Annotated in this window: 16 protein-coding genes and 1 tRNA gene; 12 read left to right on the top strand and 5 right to left on the bottom strand. The window is 42.7% G+C overall.

Annotated features, from left to right (window positions below; all coding sequences use genetic code 11):
• The first annotated feature begins 6 nt into the window (after positions 1 to 6).
• Together VK179_06895 and VK179_06890 are read left to right on the top strand one after the other, a co-directional pair.
• Entirely contained in the window at positions 7 to 1005 is a 999-nt protein-coding gene (locus VK179_06895; GenBank protein HLO58450.1) for a hypothetical protein, read from the top strand.
• 282 nt (positions 1006 to 1287) lie between these two features.
• Complete coding sequence (locus VK179_06890; protein HLO58449.1) at positions 1288 to 1683, top strand: GIY-YIG nuclease family protein; 396 nt, start codon at positions 1288 to 1290, stop codon at positions 1681 to 1683.
• A gap of 438 nt (positions 1684 to 2121) precedes the next feature.
• Here the strand turns inward: VK179_06890 and VK179_06885 are convergent, their stop codons facing one another.
• Positions 2122 to 2910, bottom strand: coding sequence for a hypothetical protein (locus tag VK179_06885; GenBank protein ID HLO58448.1), 789 nt, complete (start codon positions 2908 to 2910; stop codon positions 2122 to 2124).
• Between the two features lie 104 nt (positions 2911 to 3014).
• Between VK179_06885 and VK179_06880 the strand changes: the two genes are divergently transcribed.
• The 8 genes from VK179_06880 (at position 3015) to VK179_06845 (ending at position 11122) form a co-directional block, all read left to right on the top strand.
• Complete coding sequence (locus VK179_06880) at positions 3015 to 4037, top strand: nitrilase-related carbon-nitrogen hydrolase (protein HLO58447.1); 1023 nt, start codon at positions 3015 to 3017, stop codon at positions 4035 to 4037.
• Position 4038: 1 nt separating this feature from the next.
• Entirely contained in the window at positions 4039 to 4893 is an 855-nt protein-coding gene (locus tag VK179_06875; protein HLO58446.1) for a VOC family protein, read from the top strand.
• A gap of 2 nt (positions 4894 to 4895) precedes the next feature.
• Entirely contained in the window at positions 4896 to 5906 is a 1011-nt protein-coding gene (locus tag VK179_06870) for an aldo/keto reductase (protein ID HLO58445.1), read from the top strand.
• Positions 5907 to 5919: 13 nt separating this feature from the next.
• Complete coding sequence (locus VK179_06865) at positions 5920 to 7689, top strand: family 43 glycosylhydrolase (GenBank protein HLO58444.1); 1770 nt, start codon at positions 5920 to 5922, stop codon at positions 7687 to 7689.
• 114 nt (positions 7690 to 7803) lie between these two features.
• Positions 7804 to 8442 (top strand): class I SAM-dependent methyltransferase, encoded by a 639-nt coding sequence (locus VK179_06860; GenBank protein HLO58443.1) that lies wholly within the window; start codon positions 7804 to 7806, stop codon positions 8440 to 8442.
• Positions 8443 to 8531: 89 nt separating this feature from the next.
• Complete coding sequence (locus VK179_06855; protein ID HLO58442.1) at positions 8532 to 9701, top strand: alpha/beta hydrolase-fold protein; 1170 nt, start codon at positions 8532 to 8534, stop codon at positions 9699 to 9701.
• Between the two features lie 77 nt (positions 9702 to 9778).
• Positions 9779 to 10966 (top strand): alpha/beta hydrolase-fold protein, encoded by a 1188-nt coding sequence (locus tag VK179_06850; protein HLO58441.1) that lies wholly within the window; start codon positions 9779 to 9781, stop codon positions 10964 to 10966.
• An 82-nt stretch (positions 10967 to 11048) separates the two neighbouring features.
• Positions 11049 to 11122, top strand: a tRNA-Arg gene (locus VK179_06845).
• Between the two features lie 328 nt (positions 11123 to 11450).
• Here VK179_06845 and VK179_06840 read toward each other — a convergent pair.
• Together VK179_06840 and VK179_06835 are read right to left on the bottom strand one after the other, a co-directional pair.
• Positions 11451 to 12029 carry a GNAT family N-acetyltransferase gene (locus VK179_06840; protein HLO58440.1) on the bottom strand — a complete coding sequence of 193 codons (579 nt, stop codon included), beginning with the start codon at positions 12027 to 12029 and terminating at the stop codon, positions 11451 to 11453.
• On the bottom strand, positions 12016 to 12201 hold the full coding sequence (locus VK179_06835) for a hypothetical protein (GenBank protein ID HLO58439.1): 186 nt from the start codon (positions 12199 to 12201) through the stop codon (positions 12016 to 12018). Before VK179_06835 ends, VK179_06840 begins: the two co-directional genes overlap by 14 nt.
• A gap of 403 nt (positions 12202 to 12604) precedes the next feature.
• Here VK179_06835 and VK179_06830 point away from each other — a divergent pair, with 403 nt between their 5' ends.
• A complete protein-coding gene (locus tag VK179_06830) occupies positions 12605 to 13663 on the top strand; it encodes a hypothetical protein (GenBank protein HLO58438.1) in 1059 nt (352 codons plus the stop codon).
• Positions 13664 to 13692: 29 nt separating this feature from the next.
• Here VK179_06830 and VK179_06825 read toward each other — a convergent pair whose 3' ends face one another.
• Together VK179_06825 and VK179_06820 are read right to left on the bottom strand one after the other, a co-directional pair.
• Positions 13693 to 15024: an ATP-dependent 6-phosphofructokinase gene (locus tag VK179_06825; GenBank protein HLO58437.1), complete on the bottom strand. Its 1332-nt coding sequence runs from the start codon at positions 15022 to 15024 to the stop codon at positions 13693 to 13695.
• 121 nt (positions 15025 to 15145) lie between these two features.
• Positions 15146 to 15448 carry a hypothetical protein gene (locus VK179_06820; GenBank protein ID HLO58436.1) on the bottom strand — a complete coding sequence of 101 codons (303 nt, stop codon included), beginning with the start codon at positions 15446 to 15448 and terminating at the stop codon, positions 15146 to 15148.
• 184 nt (positions 15449 to 15632) lie between these two features.
• On the opposite strand from VK179_06820, the gene VK179_06815 reads away from it, so the two are divergent.
• Positions 15633 to 15839 carry a hypothetical protein gene (locus VK179_06815; protein HLO58435.1) on the top strand — a complete coding sequence of 69 codons (207 nt, stop codon included), beginning with the start codon at positions 15633 to 15635 and terminating at the stop codon, positions 15837 to 15839.
• The last annotated feature ends 23 nt before the right edge of the window (positions 15840 to 15862 follow it).

Here is a 15862-nt window from a genome sequence, read left to right as displayed (position 1 = left end):
AAGGCAATGAAAATTATACTCTCAGCAGGATTACTGTTGCTTATTTTGACCGGAACTGCATCCGCAAATAAAGCGGAAGCTGATATTGATTTTTTCAATTCCGATGAATTACTGCATATAACCCTTTACTTTGATGTCCATGAATTTCTGAGGACTAAGAACGATCCACGGAATTTTGACGGATTGCTTACTGTAAGGTTGAATGACAACGACTCGATTACCCGGGTAATCAAGCTGAAGGCAAGGGGTGAAATGCGGCGCAATTATTGTTCTTTTCCTCCGGTCATGATCAAGTTCGGCGATTACAGGCTGAAGCTTGTAACCCACTGTAACCAGTCGGAGATGAATGAGAATTACGTTTTCAAGGAATACCTTGCCTATAAATTATTCAACCTGGTTACGCCGTATAGTTTCAAAACAAGGCTTGTTCATATTAATTACATCGATTCTGAAAATCCCAGGCGATCTGTTACGGCTTATGGATTCCTGATTGAGAACGATGATGATATGGCATCCCGCAATGAAGCTATGATTGTGGACAATGATAAGCTTTCGCAAAGACACATGAATGAAGAGAATATGGCACGCGTAGCCGTGTTCAATTATATGATCGGCAATACCGACTGGTCAGTGACCAAGCTGCACAATATCAAAGTGCTTGTACCGGCGGATACCTTCACAAACAAAGGTATTCCGGTAGCCTACGATTTTGATTACTCCGGATTTGTAAAAACCTCGTATTCGGCGCCCTCAAAGAATCTGCCCATTAAACTGGTAACCGAAAGATATTATATGGGCAATTGCATCAGCGAGGAAGAAATTAAAACTGTATTGGAGGAATTTGATAAACTGAGGACTGATTTTATAAAAACCATTGATGAGTTTGAATATCTTTCTTCCGGTTCAAAAAAGAAGCTCGAATATTATATTAACGGATTTTTCAAAGAACAAAGAAATCGCGATTACCTGCTGAGTGAGATCAGCAAGACGTGCAGGAGGGATTAGGTTCCTCCGTTCCGTCGCAGCACCATGCTGTTTAAGCACGATATGAAAATGAGGTTCCTCCGTTCCGTCGGAATGACAGTTTGCGGGACTAACATGTGCGGTTGGGCGGGGCAAGGAGGCCGGCGGAGCCGGCCTCCTTGCCCCTCTCCCCCACACAATCCAAAATATATGACCTGTCATTTCGAGCGAAGCGAGAAACCTAAAACGATTAGGTAATATCAAAAAGTTCTATTATTTTATTTATGCTTGCTTTGATTATTTAATAATCATTAATTGTGTGTTATGAGCAATCCAGGTTATGTTTATTTCATGACCAATATTAAGCGGACTACACTTTATATTGGTGTAACAAACGATTTAATCCGCAGAGTTTGTGAACACAAAACGCACAAAATAAAAAACTCATTTTCAGACAAGTACAATCTTGAATATTGTATTTATTTCGAGGAATTTCCGCATTTCTATCTGACTATTCAGCGAGAAAAAGAATTGAAAAAGTGGAATAGGAAAAAGAAAGAAGCGTTAATAAATAAAGCGAATCCGGAATGGAAAGAACTTGTAAATGAATATGGTTTTATTCGAAACAAGGAAACTTTTACTCATAAAGTTGCAAGTGCTCTTGGAGAGATCGGATTTGTTAATCCAATGAAACCAGATTCCTCCGTTCCGTCGGAATGACAGGTTGCGTGACTAACATGTGTGGTTGGGCGGGGCTAAGAGGCCGGCTCCGCCGGCCTCTTAGCCCCGCCCAACCACACAATCCAACCTGTATGTACTGTCATTTCGAGCGGAGCGAGAAACCTCTACTTGATGTATGAAATAGTGTAACCAGAAAAACCTCCAATCGGCAAATGACAACCATGGCTTTCACAAATAGCTACGAAGTAGCGAGATCTGAATAACCGCGGGTGAAACCCGTGGATTATGATGCCAGCAGACAAGAACCCTAGCACCGTACCACGGGTTTCACCCGCGGTTATTCAAATTGAACCCTTTCAGGGTTATTCATTAACATACAACGAATTACGAAAAGTCGGCATTAATAGCGAAGCGAGAAACCTAAATCAATTCATACAACATCACAGATTGTCATTTCGAGCGAAGCGAGAAACCCAACTACCTATACTCATAAATTACCCCATCATTCCTTTTAACCGGATAGCCGGCAGGATTGTATTGATAAGAATAGGTTTCTGTCAATTCAGTTTCTACCGCTCCTTCATTGTCGTATGTGATCTGAGTTTCGGTGAGAATATTGTTTGCGTTTGTATACCGGCCGGGAATTGCCGTACATTTGAATACAATAAAAGGATTGGGATGGTCGTCATAGGTGTATTTTTTAAGTGTAATTAATTTTCCATTAAAATACTGCCTTCTTTCTTTCATATTACCTGCCTCATCATAGACATACTCAGCATAACCATCGTCACTGGTTTCCCGGGTAATCCAACCTGTTTTATCGGTTGAATATCCGTAAATATAATAGCGACTTACATCCAGTGACTGTGGCATATAAACTTTTTGACTGAGAGCGTCATCAGTGTATTCATATTTGACAACCAGGCTTTTCAACGAGTTTTCCGGACTTACCCATGTTGTCCGGTGCAGCGCGGCATCAGCAGTTTCCCAGTTGCTGCTGTAAATCCCCTGGTCCTCATACATATCATACCGGGTAATGCGATTTTCGCCATCATAATAAAACTTCTGATAGCTCCATTTCGTCCTTACTTCATCCGGTAAATTCCACTTGTTGTAAGTGTATCTCCATCCCAGATCTTCTTCGTACATCTCGGAAACGATAAGCGGAATGTCTGAATTCTGAACTTTCCGGGAATCAACGGCATCCTTTTCACAGGAAAGGAGCAAAATGAAAAATGATATACTATGGAAAACCAGGTTTTTCATTGGGTGTTTCTTTTTAACACGATGTAATGAGGCCGAAAAACGTTGCGTACGGGTTAACTAAATTACAAAATTCCTAAATTCACTTCTTTATTCATGGATGGGTTATGAAAAAGGAGTTGTACTCACGGAGAAGTTTTCTGCAGAAATCTGCTTTGTCTTCAGGAATGGTGGCTTTTGGATCAACCGGAATATTGAATCATGCTGATGCGCCACCCAAACTTCCGCGTGAGGTTTGGATTGCTGCTCTTAGCCAGATGGACCTGCGCACAGACAGCCCTGAAGCCATGCTGGATGAAATGTTGAATATTACCCTACTGTCACTTGCGTTTCAACCAGATATAATCTGCCTTCCCGAAACGTTTGCCTTTGTGAATACTTCAGCCATTCTGAATATGAAGCAGAAGCTGGAATATTCCGATAAGGCACTTGCTGCTTTTTCATCCGTTGCGGCAAAAAACGAGTGTTATGTGATTTGTCCCGTTTTCACCTCAGATGCGAATAAAGTATTTAATGCTGCTGTTGTTTTTGACAGGAAAGGCAATAAAACAGGCGAATACCGTAAAATGCATCTCACTGTTGATGAAATAGAATCAGGACTTACTCCGGGGCCCCTTGATGCGCCTGTTTTTGAGGCCGACTTTGGAAAATTCGGCATCCAGATTTGCTATGATATTTATTATAATGATGGATGGCAAAAGCTGGCTGACAAGGGTGCAGAAATTGTTTTCTGGCCATCCGCGTTTGCAGCGGGTAGCCGCGTTAAAATGAAAGCCCTTGAAAACCAGTACGCCGTAGTGAGCAGCACCCGTAAGAATACTTCAATGATCTGCGATATCCGGGGCGAAGTGATTGAAACAACTGGATTATGGGAGAAAAATTTGTGTTGTGCTGCCTTAAACCTTGAAAAAGTATTGATTGACTCCTGGCCGCATGTGGAACATTTTCATGAAATCATGGAGAAATACGGCCGCAAAATAAGAATATCGACACTTCACGAAGAGCAGTTCACCGTTATCGAAAGCCTTGATCCGGATATCCGTGTAAAGGATATCCTGAAGGAATTCGGTATCAGAAGTTACCGCGAACAAGTGAAGGAAGCGGAAATCGCACAGATTAAAGCAAGGTGAAATGAAAAAGCTTTTATTGATATGCTTTGTTGTATTTTCAGCACTGAACCTGTTGGGCCAGATTGAAAGGCCTCCTGTATGGGGAATAGCCAGGATGACTTTTCTTGCAAGTGATTTTAATATGGCCCGCAATTATTACGGCAGGTTCCTGGGTTTCCGGGAAGCATTTACGTATGATTCCCCTTCAGGAAAAGTGCTTTGTTTCCGTATTAACGACAGGCAGTTTCTTGAATTTGTGGAAGATCCGCAAACCTCCGCTAAAAACCGGCTGGTTTTTGTTTCACTTGAGACGGATGTCGTAAAAATGCTTGATTATCTCAGGTCAAAGGGAATTGAAGTACCGGCCAATCTTTCTGATGACGGTGCCGGAAACCAGGTATTCAGTATCCATGATCATTCAGGTAACCGGATTGAATTTATTACCTATTCCGATAAAGGCCTTCATACCCGGCTTAGAGGACTACCGGTTTCAGATTCCGCCATTTCACAACGAATTCATCATGTGGGTCTTTATTCAAAAGAAATCAGGGATGACGATCCTTTATATGCACAGATCCTGAATTTTCCTGTCATTCTGCGGTATCCTGAAGATAAAAAGTTAAGTCCGACCCTCATCTACTTTTCAACCGGTGACGGCACCGAAAGCATTGAAGAATATGCTCCGAACGATGAAAACTTCAGTCATCCCTGTTTTGTTGTTCAGGATATGCAAAGAACGCTTGACATATTGCGATCACGGAAACCGGGTCAGCCGCTTGCCCGACCGGCAATAGGCAAGGGGAGGCGATGGATCCTGAACTTACAGAATCCGGACGGAACAAAAGTGGAGTTTACAGAACCTTTTACTGTTAAATAATTATGGAAGATTTTAGCAAGAATTCAAGAAGAAGATTTCTAAAAGGCGCTGTCGGCGTTGTGGGGCTTGTAGCCGCAGGCAATTCGATGAAAGCCATTGAAAACCTGGAGACTTTTCAAATCGTTTCGGGTTATGATTCAAAGGGTCTTCCCACTGCCATACTGGGCAAGACCGGTGTCCGGATTCCGCGTATTGCCCTGGGCATGGGTAGCCGTTTCTGCAATATTGAAAAAACCGACGATGCGGTTGCCCTGCTGAATTATGCACTCGACAATGGTTTGTACTATTGGGATACCGCACATATATATGAAAACACTTCGCTGGGAGTGGTGAGCGAAGAGCGATTGGGAATGGTGGTGAAGGACAGACGCAACGAGATCTTTCTTTCAACAAAAGTCACAAGCCGTGATCCGGATGAGGCCATGAAACAAATCGAGGTAAGCCTTAAAAGACTGAAAACGGATCATCTTGATATTCTGAAAATCCATGATATCCAACAGAAAGACCTGGATTCGATTTTCAGGAAAGGCAACCTGGTTGATATCGTACAAAGAATGAAAGAGCAAAAGGTCACCCGGTTTATTGGCTTTTCAGGTCATTCTGAAGCCACGGCAATGAAGGCCATGGCAGAATCCGGTATTTTTGATACTATGCTTATAGCCATGAACCACTGGAACGGTAATACTGAGAAACGCCAGGAAAGCGCTATACCGGCCGCCAAATCCAAAGGAATGGGTGTAATGATGATGAAGGTGGTCAGGCCCCGTGAAAATAATAAAGCGCTTAAACCGGAAGACCTCATACGGTATGCCCTTTCAATTGAGGGACCGGACGGGATCGTTCTGGGAACCGACAGCATGGAGGTGCTTAAATCAAATCTCACTTTGCTAAGAAATTTTAAGCCGCTGGATGAAAACAAAATGAAAGAGCTGGCTATGGGATTGTCTGATTACTACAATCATAGAAACTTACCCTGGATGCAACAGGGATACCACGACGGACTTTGGATTTAATTCCCGGGATAGTATGAAAAATAATTTTACAGGAACACTCTTTATAGCCCTGCTGCTTTATGCAGGAACCGATTTTCTGAAGGCACAATCATCAAAACCGGAAACTTTCTGTAATCCCATAAACATTGATTACGGTTACACCCCAATCCCTGATTTCAGCACATGGGGCCGGCACAGGGCCACCGCTGATCCGGTAATCGTTAATTACAAGGGCGATTATTATTTGTTCAGTACCAACCAGTGGGGATATTGGTGGAGCAGTGATATGAGCGACTGGCATTTTATTTCGCGCAGGTTCCTCAGGCCGTGGAATAAGGTATTTGATGAATTGTGTGCACCTGCAGTGGGCATAATCGGGGATACAATGATCGTTATGGGATCAACCTATTCAAGGGACTTCACAGTATGGATGAGCACCGATCCGAAGAATGACAACTGGAAACCACTGGTTGAGCGGTTTGAGATCGGGGGATGGGACCCTGATTTCTTTACCGACGATGACGGAAGGCTTTATATGTATAACGGCAGCAGTAACCGGTACCCGCTTTACGGGATTGAACTGGAAAGGAAGACGCTTGATCCCATAGGGACTAGGGCTGAAATGTATTTGCTCGAACCTGAACGATACGGCTGGCAGCGGTTTGGCGAGCACATGGATAATACCTTCCTCGACGGATTCATGGAAGGAGCCTGGATGACGCGTCACAACAACAAGTATTACCTTCAGTATGGTGCACCGGGTACTGAAATCAGCGGGTATGGCGATGGTGTGGTTGTGGGCACAGCACCGCTTGGTCCCTTTTCGCCTCAAAGTGATCCTTTCAGCTTAAAGCTCGGGGGATTTGCGAGGGGAGCCGGTCATGGAAGTACCTACCAGGATAATTCAGGAAATTACTGGCATATCAGCACAATTAAAATCAGTGTGAAGAATAATTTCGAAAGGAGGCTTGGAATATGGCCAGCCGGGTTTGATAAGGATGACGTGATCTGGTGCAATACATCTTTCGGCGATTACCCGGAATACCTGCCCGAAGCGGCAAAAAAGTACGGTGTGTGGAGGCCGCAATGGTATTTGCTGAATTACAAAAAGCCTGTTGAAGTTTCATCCGCCTATGGCGGATTCCATGCCAACAATGTGAATGATGAAGATATTGAAACGTACTGGAGCGCTTCATCATCAAACAATAACGAATGGCTGATCAGCGACCTGGGAGCGCTGAGCACTGTGAACGCCATACAAATCAATTATGCCGACCAGGATGTGGACAGTAGTCACCTCGGTAAAATCAATGGTGGTGAACAATATCATCAGTACAGGATATTGTATTCAACCGATCATAAAAAGTGGAACCTGCTGGTGGATAAAAGCAAAAACAAAACCGATGTGCCGCATGACTATATTGAACTGGCAAAACCTGTAGAAGCCCGTTATCTTAAAATGGAAAACCTTCATATGCCTTCAGGTAAGTTTGCTATAAGCGGTTTCAGGGTTTTCGGGAATGGCCATGTCGAAAAGCCGAATGCGGTAAAGGAATTCATGGTACTTCGAACCGAAAAAGACAAGAGAAGCGCCTGGATACGCTGGAACCCGGTATCAACGGCTTTCGCATATAACATTTACTATGGAACCGCACCGGATAAGCTATACAACTGCATCATGGTTCATGATGTCAACCAATACTGGTTCAGTGGAATGGACAGGACGAAAACGTATTATTACGCAATTGAAAGTATTAATGAGAATGGTGTGTCAGAAAAATTTCCTGTGCTCAAAGTTGAATGATGCAAAAAGTTGCCACGAATTCACTAATTAAAAACAAATACAATCCCTGACGAATATACACTAATGACACTGAAAGCGTTGCTTTCAGTTGGGATAAAAGTTAATTTACGGTACATGGACAATTTCAATATTTCAATTAAAAGGTTTGACGAATTCGCATCAGAATACGCGGTGCGGTTTATGAATATCGATTCGTACAGGGAACATTTCGATAAATTCTGTGAGCTGATTTTTATCAGTCAACCGGATATCCTTGAATTAGCCTGCGGACCGGGGAACGTGACGCGGTATCTGAAAGAAAAATTCCCCGGTGCAAAAATCATCGCGTTGGATTTGGCCCCGCGAATGCTTGAATTAGCCCGTCAGACAGTAACCGGTGTAGATTTCAGGCTGATGGATGTCCGTGATATAAAATCATTGAATCTGACATTCGATGCGATCATGTGCTCTTTTTGCCTACCGTTTTTGTCGAAAACCGACACGCAAAAACTCATTTCCGATTGTTCGGCTGTATTAAATAAAAACGGGGTACTTTACTTAAGTACAATGGAAGGCGATGAATCCAGGGCGGGCTTTGAATCAACCAGCTTTACAGGCGATTCGAAAATATACTTCAATTATCACATGCAGCATGACCTGGAAAAGGCTCTTGCTGACAGTGGATTCAATGTTGAATATATTGTTCGTCAGAATTACATAGAACCCAAAGGCACTATTCTGATTGATATAATCCTTGTAGCCAAGAAAATTTGATCGCCTCATCCTATTAAGTCAGGAATAGTTTTACCTTTACTTATAAGAGTAAAAATTACTTTTATTAATAAACCAAATTTCCTGACATTATGAAACACCCTGTTATGCTGTTTTCCATTGCAGCTATGCTGGTTGGAGCACCGTGCTCTGCCCAGATAAAACCAGTCGAAGATTTTAAACCTTCTTCGGTAAACCAACCCGGTAAAGAATATCCCCAGGTAAACTCAGAAGGATGTGTAAGAGTTCAAATTACAGCACCTGATGCTAAATTGGTCCAGCTGGATATAGGAGCGGTAAAGTATGATTTGAAAAAGGATGAAAACGGCGTATGGACAGGTGAATCGGCCCCGCAGGACGAAGGTTTTCATTACTACCAGCTGAATATTGACGGGGCTTCTGTCCCTGATCCGTCGAGTCTTTATTATTATGGAGCCAGCAGATGGGGAAGCGGTATCGAAGTTCCTGCCAAGGACCAGGATTTTTATGCATTGAAAGATGTCCCGCACGGCCAGGTAAGAGAACAGATTTATTTCTCAAAGATCAATAAGACAATGCGCCGGTGTTTTATTTACACACCGCCCGATTATGAGAAAAACCAGCAGCAACGATACCCGGTTCTCTATCTTCAGCATGGTGGCGGTGAGGATGAAACCGGATGGTCATCACAGGGCAGGGCCGGACTAATCATGGATAACCTGATTGCAGAAGGCAAAGCCAAACCGTTTATCATAGTAATGGATAACGGCAGCTGGCGTATGCCGGAAGGAACAAAACCTCCGAAGCCGGGTGAGCGTCCTGCCGGAAAATGGCCGCCTGATGGTTGGGCTGATGGTTTCATGAAGACTCTTCTCGAAGAGATTATACCGATGATTGATGGCAATTTCAGAACTATGGCCGATCCACAGCACAGGGCTATGGCCGGGTTGTCAATGGGAGGAATGCAGACAAAGGTCATTACACTGGCTCATCCGGAGATTTTTGCCTATATGGGAATGTTTAGCGGGGGAAGTATCAGTAATGAAGATTTAGCCGGTGCACCTGCATTTAAGGAGAAAATGAGGCTTGTATTTATAAGCTTCGGAGGTCGCGAGCTTGAAAATCCAAGAATGGGTTTTGGTGGTGATCCTAAAGTAAACACACAGAATATTAAAGATGCCGGTATGAATGCCGTATTTTATGTTTCTCCGCAGACTGCTCATGAATGGCAGAGCTGGAGAAGAAGCCTGTACCAGTTTGCGCCGTTGCTTTTTAAGGAATGAAGGAATGAAAGAATGAAAGAATGAAGAAATGAAAGAATGAAGGGATACTAGGGATTAAGTAATAAGGTTTAAAGCATATGAGGAATAAGTGTATAAGCATCACCTGCAGTATGATCCTGCTTTTTGGGTCAACTTGGTGTTCAGGCCAGCAGGCCAATGTAAATCTTGATTATAATCCGCAGAAGGACAGGGAAGGACTTGTGCCTTTCAGTGCACCGCTGAATTCACCGGATGTTCATGATGACCATACGGTGACTTTTCGGGTTAAAGCTCCATTGGCCAGTGAGGTAAAACTTACCGGGGTGGCCCTGCTTACCGCCCTGGGGAAGGGCAATGAACCAGTTCTTTTTGTCAAAGGTGCAGATGGAATATGGACACTGACCGTGGGCCCGCTTGAACCCGATATGTATGCCTATCACATCATGATTGACGGTGCTGATGTGGCTGATCCGGGCAATACAGTGGCAAGTTTCACTGCCATGCCACCTTACAGTGAACTGGTGGTACATGGTGACGGTCCGGCTTATTACGATGCCCGGAATGTTCCTCATGGCAATGTCACGCGGCATATTTATCATTCCGATGTAACCAACGGGGAGCGGGAGCTCTATGTGTATACACCACCCGGATATGACCCGGGTAAAAAATACCCGGTGCTTTACCTTCTGGGCGGTAGCGGTGAATTGCCGTCAAACTGGATTTATGACGGCCGGGTAAACCTGATCATGGATAACCTGCTCGCTGAAGGAAAAGCAGTTCCCATGCTGATCGTTGTGCCCAACAACCAGGTTATTCACCGTAATAACCCGAAACATACGGAGCTTACCTTCGACATTTTTGAAAAAGAAATGAGGAACCATGTTATTCCTCTGGTAGAAAGTTCTTACAACGTACAGAAAGATCCTAAAGGCAGGGCTATTTCCGGTCTTTCTATGGGCGGTCGCCACGCTATGTTTGTCGGTTTCCGGTCGCTCGACCTTTTTTCTTCCTTTGGCATATTAAGTGCCGGTGATGTGAATGCAGAGACCTCGCTGGCTGCCTTTCTGAATGATCGGGATGTGAATAAAAAAGTTTCGTTTTTGTTCGTGGGCCAGGGCACGGAAGAGGCCAAAGGGCCGATGGGTGAGCGCTGTGTTGCATTAGATAAAGCTCTTACCAATCATAACATAAAACATGAATATTATGTAGGCGGTCATGGCGGTCACGACTGGGCAACCTGGAGACATTTGCTGTATTACCGGTTTTTACCGGGGTTGTGGAGATAGTAATGAAATGTTCATTATTTTTTGACCTGTATTCATTTTTACCTATTTTTGCACACGGTTGGTTCAATGAACCAATCGTACCGGCCCCGTAGTTCAGCTGAATAGAACGTCAGATTCCGGTTCTGAAAGTCGGGGGTTTGAATCCCTCCGGGGTCACAAGCCATGATGATGGCCCGCCTGCAAGGCGGGCATTTTTTATTTGTGGCCGCCATGAAAGCACTTCCTGTGCTTTCGATGGAGGATACAAATAAAAAATGAAGCACCTTTGCTGCGCCATCATCAGGCTTATAAGACCCTCCCTATAAGGTGATCACGAGCGGGTTGTGAGTAAGCCAGATGCGGAGGCTATAGTGGGCTGGCCAAGCGGGTGCGAGTAATCCCTCTCCCAATCAATATTGGTGCGCCATCATCAGGCTTGTGGCTCCCTATAGGCGATCACGAGCGATACGAGTAATCCCTTCGGTTACTATTCTCCGGGGAACATTTAACCAATTGAACGCAGCATTAAACAATAATACATAGTGCGAGTTGGATCTGTAAGATCTGTGTTTGTGAGAATTTCAAATCCATTTTTTTCATAAAAGCTAATGGCATCACACTTATTCAATGCATCAACAGTAATAAATGCACAACCGGTTTTATTATTGTTAATGAAAAAATATTTGATAAAATCGAGGAGAAATGACCCAATGCCTTGCCTATGATATTTTTCAGTTACACCAAATCGGCCGAGTTTTACTGCAGGAAAACTAGTTTGTTCAAAAAGTTTATATAAAAATCGGTGCCCTCTGTATCTACTTCTCAGTTCATGTTTAAAATCTCTATGATCGTTTACATTGATATTCAGCAAATCATTGGCAACTGCAAAATAGGCAATAGTAAAATTATCAGTTTCGAATACATATGTTACCCATAGAAGATTGCTTTGAAGTTGTTTTGCATCATTGAAAAGAAAATCATTTAAATCCTTTTCTCCGCAATCAAATGGTTTAATGTTGTGGTCCTGGGTTAGGCGACTAAGCCTTATACCAGGAAATTTTTCAGTAAGTTCAGAAAGAGTCACGCGATAAGGAACGGATAGTATTAAAATTCTTTTCTAACCGCTTCATTTCAATCTCACGTTCTTTTTTTCCTTCCTGCGAATTAGCCTTATCGATTCTTTGTGCGAGTTTACAAAAAAACCTCTCAGCATCCTGGCCTTCTAAAATTGGAGTATTTTTTACAGGGGTTGCCATAACTGTAAGTTCTTTTTGTGTTTATATACGATGTGTAATGAAAATTTGTTATCAGGGGGTAAATTTATAAAAATTGTCAATCGTTAATAACCCTGAACGAATTTAGTCAATTAATTAACAAAAAACAAGCCATTTTGTAAACATTAAACCGGTCCAGAGTGGTATCCTTCATAGTGGTGCCTGCTGCGCCATCATCAGGCATATAGACTCATCCAGGAGAGCGGTAGCGAGTAATCCCTTGTCCGATGGCCATATGGGTGCTAGTAATCCCTTTTTCGATGTGGCCAGAGACAATAAAAATCATCACCTTAAGTTATTACTGATAAACTAATATATATACTAATTGGGCAGGATTGCATCTTATATGGCTCGTTTTCATGTGTTTCTTTTGATCGCTTTTTTAATGATGACATGCGAAAAAGAACGTCCTGATCCGGGGATACACTTTCATAACCCGCTTGAAAACCCACAAGACGGGCCGCCTGCAGGCAATCCTGATAGTAAATATCCGGTTCCGCCGGAGGCAGGTCCTGAAGATGTTTCTAATCCCGACCAGGTTGTCGGAAACGGTACACCGGAAAGTTGCACATGCGATGCATTTGTTGAGGCTGTTGCCAAAGGCGGCAGAATTGTATTCAATTGCGGACCTGATCCGGTTACAATAAAACTTGACAAACCCGCAAAAGTAGTTAATGATGCTAATCCCGATGTGGTGATTGATGGAGCGGGATTAATTACCCTTAGCGGGAGAGGAAAAAACAGGATACTATACATGAATACCTGTGATCCGGATCAGCATTGGACAACCTCGCATTGTCAAAACCAGGATGCCCCAAGGCTTACCGTTCAGAATCTGACATTTGCCGACGGAAATTCCACAAACGAAAAAGAGTACGACGGAGGAGGCGCAATATGGGTGAGGGGAGGCCGGTTTAAGGTTGTCAATTGCCGGTTCTTTAATAATGCCTGTGACAGCACAGGTCCCGATGTAGGTGGAGCCGCCATCAGAGTATTCAGTCAATATAATAATCTGCCGGTTTATTTAGTGAATAGTACTTTTGGCGGTGCTAAAAATTACGGGAATTTTGGGTCAAACGGAGGTGGAATAAGCAGTATCGGGGTTTCCTGGACTATAATCAATTGCCTTTTTTCATACAACAGGGCCACAGGCAACGGAGGAAACCCTTCACAGCATGACACCCCGGGCGGTGGCAGCGGCGGAGCCATTTATAACGACGGGAATAAAATGACTTTAACCATTTTGGGCACACGTATTGAACACAATAAAGTCAATGCTTTTGGTTCTGCCATTTTTTTCGTTACCAATGACCATACCGGGGATATACGGATTGACAGCTCTGTAATCCATAACAATACAGGCGGTTCCTGGTACCCTGTTTTTCCCCAGATATCCATGCACAGCGACACAAAATACGTGGTTACAAATTCTGTTATCGAATAAAAGAGTAGTATAATTGCCTGTATAAAAACCTAATTTACCATCGAAGCTGGCTGTCCGGTAGTTTCAAGAATATTCCACCACAATTCACCTTTAATATCAATATTCTTTCTTTTAGCAACAGCCACTGGTATAGGCAGTAGAGTAAACTGGTTATTCCAGTGTCCTGTGACAAAATCAGTTTTGCCAGCCATAGCTGCATGGACAGCATTCCGGGCGAGAAGACCACAAAATTTGCCGTCATTCGCATTTGCCGGTGCGCTGCGAATTATATAACTTGGATCAATGTATTTGAGTGTAAAAGGAAAATTACCGGTAAATTCATCCGATATCATTTGCTTCAGGTACAATCCAATGTCTTTCTTTTTTAAGTTTCCTGATGCGTCCTTTTCAATAGTTTCGCTTTCGAAAAAATGCTGACCGGCTCCTTCTGCAACTACTATAAGGGCATGGTGGCGCTTTTCGAGGCGTTCGCGCAATACATTTAAAAATCCTTTTGAACCGTGTAAATCAAAGGTCATCTCCGGAACAAGAACAAAATTTACATCCTGAATTGAAAGAGCGGCATAAGCAGCAATAAATCCTGTGTCGCGACCCATTAATTTTACTATCGCAATACCATTGTAATTGCCAATTGCTTCGTTATGTGCATTACGAATGATGTCGTTCGCAATTGTAAATGCTGTTTCAAACCCAAATGATTTTTCGATCAGGTTAATATCATTGTCAATAGTTTTTGGAATTCCTGCAACTGATATTTTCAGGTTACGACGCGATATTTCTTCATAAATGGCATGTGCACCGCGTAAAGTTCCATCTCCTCCTATACAAAACAATATATCCACACCAAGTTCAGTGAGTTTATCAACTATCAGGCCGGTGTTCTGTTCTCCCCGTGAGGACCCGAGGATTGTTCCTCCAAAAAGGTGTATGTTTTCAACAACCTGGGGAGTAAGATCTATAACTGGATGGTTATATTTTGAAATAAAGCCTTCATAGCCATATTTTATCCCAATAATCCGCTTAACATTATATCTGTAATGGAGCTCATTTACAATTCCCCGGATTACATTGTTCAAACCGGGACACAATCCACCGCATGTTACGATTGCAGCTTTGGTTTTGGCGGGATCAAAAAACAGATGCTTGTGTGGCCCGGCCATTTCAAATGAAAATGGAGTTGCGCCGGTTTCCCGGCAACGCTTATAATTTTCAAGAGTAGCATCGAACAATACCCTGTCGGCCTTTTCAATAAATCCAAATGACAATTCATCTTCAGGATAAATTGAAGGCCTCAAGGGTGATTTTATCGTTCTCTTACCCAAATCTTTCACTTCTAAATCTTCATGAATCATGGAATGCATGTGTAATGTTTATATAACCTAAGTGTTTAACCTAAAGACCTTTTAAAAAATTCAAAGTTAACATTTTCAGGTTTTCAGGGAGGAGCCTTTGCCTGCAATAAAAGGGAGTCGGATTATTAAATTATAACCGGTTTCCCATAATCACCATTGACGTTCGGACAGATATATCCTTCAGATACAAATTTTCTAAGCGTTCAGGATCATTGCCATAATTTCTGAAGTCCTGCTCACTGTCAAATTCTGCAAAATGAACTTCATATGGCCTTTCACCCAGGAAAGATATATAGGCATCTTCAGCAGGACGTAATCTGAATAACAGTCTTCCATTGTATTTCTCAATCAGGGGTATGACAACAGATTCGAAATTTTCAAACTCTTTCTCCTTACCGGGTTCGATATATATCAACTGTGTTATGTAAATCATGATCTTAAGGTTTATAGCATATCCTGATTAAGAAACAAACCATTAATTCAAATAGCCTGTTCTGATAATGTTAAACCCAATTCATTGATGTAAATCAATATCTTAACTGCTTCAGATCAACAATAAGCCGTTAACTTGTTTTGGTAAGTTACGTTAGAAAGGTATAGACAAAAATCAAAGCGTTATGGAAAAATCGGGAGATCTTTGTAAGGCCAGTGGTTATTACAGATGCAATATTCATCATGAATACCTGATTTCAGTTGATTCCGGGCAGAAATTTCCCGAATGCGCCCATGGCTCTTATGGCAATCATAAAACATTATGGAACCCTGCCAGAAACCTGAAATCTATTATGGCCGAACTTAAGGCAGAAGCATTGCAATCAATATAAAAACTCCTTTAAGGATTGAATGT

The organism is Bacteroidales bacterium (assembly GCA_035299085.1).
Classification (GTDB): Bacteria; Bacteroidota; Bacteroidia; order Bacteroidales; family UBA10428; genus UBA5072.
Note: the sequence above shows the minus strand (reverse complement) of the source record. Positions and strands in the feature narration are given on the sequence as shown.

Bases quoted from the DNA above. Each gene is read 5' to 3' on its own strand.
- VK179_06850 (HLO58441.1), top strand. From the start codon at position 9,779: ATGAGGAATAAGTGTATAAGCATCACCTGCAGTATGATCCTGCTTTTT.
- VK179_06870 (HLO58445.1), top strand. From the start codon at position 4,896: ATGGAAGATTTTAGCAAGAATTCAAGAAGAAGATTTCTAAAAGGCGCT.
- VK179_06875 (HLO58446.1), top strand. From the start codon at position 4,039: ATGAAAAAGCTTTTATTGATATGCTTTGTTGTATTTTCAGCACTGAAC.
- VK179_06815 (HLO58435.1), top strand. From the start codon at position 15,633: ATGGAAAAATCGGGAGATCTTTGTAAGGCCAGTGGTTATTACAGATGC.
- VK179_06855 (HLO58442.1), top strand. From the start codon at position 8,532: ATGAAACACCCTGTTATGCTGTTTTCCATTGCAGCTATGCTGGTTGGA.
- VK179_06865 (HLO58444.1), top strand. From the start codon at position 5,920: ATGAAAAATAATTTTACAGGAACACTCTTTATAGCCCTGCTGCTTTAT.
- VK179_06860 (HLO58443.1), top strand. From the start codon at position 7,804: ATGGACAATTTCAATATTTCAATTAAAAGGTTTGACGAATTCGCATCA.
- VK179_06830 (HLO58438.1), top strand. From the start codon at position 12,605: ATGATGACATGCGAAAAAGAACGTCCTGATCCGGGGATACACTTTCAT.
- VK179_06885 (HLO58448.1), bottom strand. From the start codon at position 2,910: ATGAAAAACCTGGTTTTCCATAGTATATCATTTTTCATTTTGCTCCTT.
- VK179_06880 (HLO58447.1), top strand. From the start codon at position 3,015: ATGAAAAAGGAGTTGTACTCACGGAGAAGTTTTCTGCAGAAATCTGCT.
- VK179_06895 (HLO58450.1), top strand. From the start codon at position 7: ATGAAAATTATACTCTCAGCAGGATTACTGTTGCTTATTTTGACCGGA.
- VK179_06825 (HLO58437.1), bottom strand. From the start codon at position 15,024: ATGCATTCCATGATTCATGAAGATTTAGAAGTGAAAGATTTGGGTAAG.
- VK179_06820 (HLO58436.1), bottom strand. From the start codon at position 15,448: ATGATTTACATAACACAGTTGATATATATCGAACCCGGTAAGGAGAAA.
- VK179_06835 (HLO58439.1), bottom strand. From the start codon at position 12,201: ATGGCAACCCCTGTAAAAAATACTCCAATTTTAGAAGGCCAGGATGCT.
- VK179_06890 (HLO58449.1), top strand. From the start codon at position 1,288: ATGAGCAATCCAGGTTATGTTTATTTCATGACCAATATTAAGCGGACT.